The organism is Sulfuricella sp. T08, from assembly GCF_000971475.1.
Taxonomy (GTDB): domain Bacteria; phylum Pseudomonadota; class Gammaproteobacteria; order Burkholderiales; family Sulfuricellaceae; genus Sulfuricella.
Map to the genome: position 1 here is coordinate 1 of NZ_DF967581.1, position 4,319 is coordinate 4,319.

General features: G+C 50.6%; 3 protein-coding genes and 1 pseudogene. 2 read left to right on the forward strand and 2 right to left on the reverse strand.

The window, feature by feature from the left end:
- Both SCT_RS17360 and SCT_RS15235 read left to right on the forward strand, forming a co-directional pair.
- A pseudogene (locus SCT_RS17360) lies at nt 1–283 on the forward strand (diguanylate cyclase); the annotation flags it as partial.
- Nucleotides 284–1,280: 997 nt separating this feature from the next.
- Nucleotides 1,281–1,496, forward strand: a complete 216-nt coding sequence (locus SCT_RS15235; RefSeq protein ID WP_059424662.1) for a hypothetical protein — start codon at nt 1,281–1,283, stop codon at nt 1,494–1,496.
- A gap of 117 nt (nt 1,497–1,613) precedes the next feature.
- Here SCT_RS15235 and SCT_RS15240 read toward each other — a convergent pair whose 3' ends face one another.
- Together SCT_RS15240 and SCT_RS15245 are read right to left on the reverse strand one after the other, a co-directional pair.
- A complete protein-coding gene (locus tag SCT_RS15240; protein ID WP_202812169.1) occupies nt 1,614–3,491 on the reverse strand; it encodes a pyruvate kinase in 1,878 nt (625 codons plus the stop codon).
- A gap of 40 nt (nt 3,492–3,531) precedes the next feature.
- Nucleotides 3,532–3,813, reverse strand: coding sequence for a hypothetical protein (locus tag SCT_RS15245; protein WP_059424666.1), 282 nt, complete (start codon nt 3,811–3,813; stop codon nt 3,532–3,534).
- Between the last annotated feature and the right edge of the window lie 506 nt (nt 3,814–4,319).

Genomic DNA, 4,319 nt, shown 5'->3' on the forward strand with positions numbered 1-4,319 from the left:
TTGGGAAGAGCGCTGCCGAAGAGGGCTGGGAAAATTCGCTGCAGCCGTTATTCCTTTTTTTAGCGTCAGCGATAACGAACGCGGCGGCTACGTGATGGAAAATCGGCGTGGCGAGAAGGAATTCAACGCACTCACCTCACTTTCCATCGGTGCTGTCAAAGTCGGGCCGGGGGTGTTCAGCTCCCATATGGAAGTGTCCACCGTAGCAGCAGATGCCAAGAAAATGGCCAAGAAAATCTCGGGCAACAGCCTGTATATCAATCTGCGCAGCTACCTGGAATAGCGCATCTGTTTTTGATCCCGATCAAATACTCCACTTGTATAACGTAATAACCGGACCGGTGGTTGAAAATGCGTGCTTAAACAAGCATCAAGATTACATGGCAGCCGTCTCATATTAATATACGTCCGGATCAATGGGTCTCTTGATTAACTGTTAGGTTTCTCACATGTCCTCCTGGTGTCGGCGATTACTTGTGTATCCATCAACACCACAATTCATCGGCCGAAAGTATGCGCGAGTTCATAACCTCAAGGGGCATTAGCCATGCAACCAACGTTTAATCCCCCCGGAAATGGCTACGGCGCGGAACTCCTATGCCCGAGCTGTGGAGGTAACTTTCTACATCACGATCGATTTGAAGTTTTTGAATGCAATGAAGATCAAGAGACCGGGGTTCACGTTGTGGTGGAATGCGGGAAGGCAACAATCGACCAGAGTCTTGCCGTAAATCCGAGTGGTAGGCGCCACGGCTTGAGTATCCATTTCTGGTGCGAGGGCTGCTCCGCAAAGCCAGTGCTGACCATTGCGCAACACAAGGGCAATACCTTTGTCGATTTTTCACCCCTAAATGAAACCTGACAATCACGCCCACAATTTAGGCAACACAATAAACCATATATATCGTTTATAGTTAAGCATGGATTAACCATAGTTATCCACAGTGTTTGTGGACAATTCGGTGACCATGTCTGATTGCATGCAATTCAACACAGATTGTTCAATCTTTTTGCTGGAATATCGATTTATTCAACAGCGCCCTGCCACCGGTTGCTGCACCATATCAGAACGTATCTTGGCAAAGTTTAACGGACTATTAAAAAGCCATTCAACCTTCATAAAAGTGTCATTCCGATCGGATAAAGTCACCTGTGAGAATAGCCAGACCTCCTCAAAGCGAACAGAGTGGGTGGCATTCCTCCTAAGCTTTCGAAGCAAACCTTAACGTAAGATGCGCGCCCGGTTGAGGCTGCGCCTAATTTCAAGCTGGAGAAAAGCCATGCCGATCTTGCTGCGCGCAAATGCAACGCACATTCACGACAAAGTAGTTGAAGTGATTGGCGAGAAGATTACCGCGCCAAATAAATTAAACTATGAACCCAATCCTTCCGTGGCTGCGCTACTTCAAGCGCCTGCGCTCGCTACGGGAATAAACCAGTTGGGAAAAGAGTTATCCGGCTACATTCCTAACGTTGCGACCAAGGTGAGCAACTAGCAAGTTAGTGGATGAGTTATTCGGAACTAGTAGCAAACACTCCGGTGGAGTGGGAGTGCCGACCTGATCAGCAAAGAACTCAAATTTTGATCGATTTCAGCTGATACCAACGGCCTGCTACGGAAAGGTCGCATTTGAGATGCTCAACCTGCGCAGCATCGCCGTCTTTTTCTCCTGGTGAGTTTCCATCCGATTCAACACGTCGCGAAGGAATTTCAGGGTTTGCAGAATATAAGGCCCCTTATTGAGCATTACACATTCGGCACGTGTGCTCATCGCGGCATCGGTGACCTCCGCACGGGACGGCATCCCTCCCTTTGCCAGCGATTCTAGAACCTGAGTTGCCCAAATCACGGGTATATGAGCCGCTTCACAAAGCCAGAGGATTTCCTCCTGCACTTCCGAGAGACGTTCGAACCCTACTTCGACACCCAAGTCACCACGGGCGATCATGACAGCGACCGCAGAGTGCTGCATTGCAGTTAATAGCAGATTCGGGAGACAGCTGAAGGCCTGTTGCGTCTCGATTTTCAGTACGATACCGAGATGGGATGCATCAAGATGTTTGAGCGCTGCGATTAAATCCTCGATATCCTTTGGCTTCTGCACAAATGACATAGCAACCATGTCACCATGCTTGACCATAAATGCGAGGTCGCTGAGATCCTTAGGACTAAGCGCTTGTACTTTGAGATCTGTATCCGGCAGGTTGATCCCCTTTTCGTCTCCAAGTTTTGCGACACCTCCTGCCACGCCAGTGATTTTTACCTTGATCCTATCTTTCGTTACGCTCTGAATCGTCCCTGCAATCTTGCCGTCGTCGAAGAGGATTCTTTCCCCCCTGCGCACGCTGCTGAACACCTCGGCGAGGGGACATCCAACGATTGCCGGCTCTACCACGTGGCCTTTGTCGTCGCGCACTGCATCCCTGCCAAGAATCTCGCCTTTTACTACATCCAGAATGTCGTCGGGCTTGATGAGTATTGTCTGCGGTGACAAAGGCAGTGTTCCTACGGTGCCCGTACCAACGATCTTCCTTTTCCGGCGCAAGGACAATTTGACGCCTTCGGTGACATAAGCCGTGTGATCGGCCAGGCATAGACAATCGTCTGTGGATACCTCGATGATCCTGAGGGTGCGTACGCGTGCACGGGCATCCAACAGCTCCACGAAATCCCCGACCTTGGCCTTGGCGAGCAGGTCACCACGAATCGGAACCATTCCACTTTCAAGATTGGCACCTGGTACTTCTTTAACAAAACGAACCAGGGCCGGAGCACCAAACTGGCCGAGTCGGTTTCTTTGCGGACGCCATTTGATCACACCTTCAGCCGGCTCTACCAGCCAGGTTCGCACCTTGGGCCCAGCCAGGTCGAAACAAACTTTGCATGATCGGCCAAGCGCTTTTTCAGCTTGACGAAGGTGCCCAACCATCTGCACCCAGTCATCGGGGTTGTCATGAGCACAGTTGATTCGCATGATGTTCATGCCTTGTGCGAGCAGTTTATAGATAAACGAGGGTTCGGTAGCGGCTTCGCTCGGCATGGTGACCATGATCCGCACCTTGCATTCGGCTGGCGCCGGCCCCATGATCGCATTCGCGTGGTCAGCCAGAATCGCATTTCCCTCTTCAAACTTGATAGACGGAGTGCGTTTCACCTGCTCCGGAACAGCGATATTTTGCAGAATACAAATCATGTTGAAAACGGCGTCGAGTGAGGCCATGACATGGGCCTCCATCCGGCCTAGGGAACTGAGTCCAATCCTGCCCAGCTCACGCTGCAAATCACGGATATCGTGCCGACGCACGGCCAAGTAGTGCGCCAAATTACAGGCGCTAAGACTGTACCCCGGGACAGTTCTCCGTAGTATGTCTGCCAGTTCGTCCTCAATAGCGACCGCATCCTTGCGAATTTGCTCCACATCAAGCGTTACCCGCTTGAGAATGGCGTCACGTGACTTTCCGTTCTTTGTGCCGCTTCGCATGTTTCCCATGCCAGCATGTCCCAATTATAGAATCGAAATTAAGCCTAACTTATAGATTATGGAAGGCGGCGTTCACGGCAAGCAAAGCTTGTTCTTTGGTTGAGCCGCGAGCCAGCATGGTACGAACAACCGATTTTATTTCGTCCGTTCCTTTTGCGTCACAAGATAACCTACGTGCTCGAGTCAAAGTCATGCCTGCATCTTGTTTTATCTTTGTTTCTGCACGGCGGGCAGCGTAATTGGCAATACTGGTTACGTCGCCCTCGCGTACTATGAGTCTTATATCGGAGGGGACGGCTGCGGAAAAATCTTCGTTATTTGGGATGTCCATTAATTTACCCCTGTTAACAAGGTGAGACTCATCGCCTAACGTTAACAACGTGGACTTAGAACCCCAATTAAGTTTTGTGGCCCATTGATGGACACACGAGCTTCATTCAGCATACTTGCATAACATTACAGCTTGATGACGTGTGTGCTCATAGCCTACAACCCTGAATATGTGTCGTGCAAATTGACTCCTGATCATCTGTCACAGCTGACCAATACAGGAAGCATATGGAAAATTTCAGGGGATCTGTTTCACTTGGCACGTAGCGGCCTGCCATCGCTGCATTGAGGCTACCATCCGGCCGACCCTTTAGCCAGTCATGACCTTCCCTTAAACGTTCGCTCAGCGCCTATAGTAGCCGCTCCTGCTGGTTTTTTTGAGGATGACGACCGACGCCATCAGAAAAGGTTCAGGCCTTGGACATTTCCACTGGCAATGACGTCGCGCGCCAGATGTCCGCGTTATATTCGCGGATGGCGCGGTCTGACGAGAAACGCCCGCAGCGT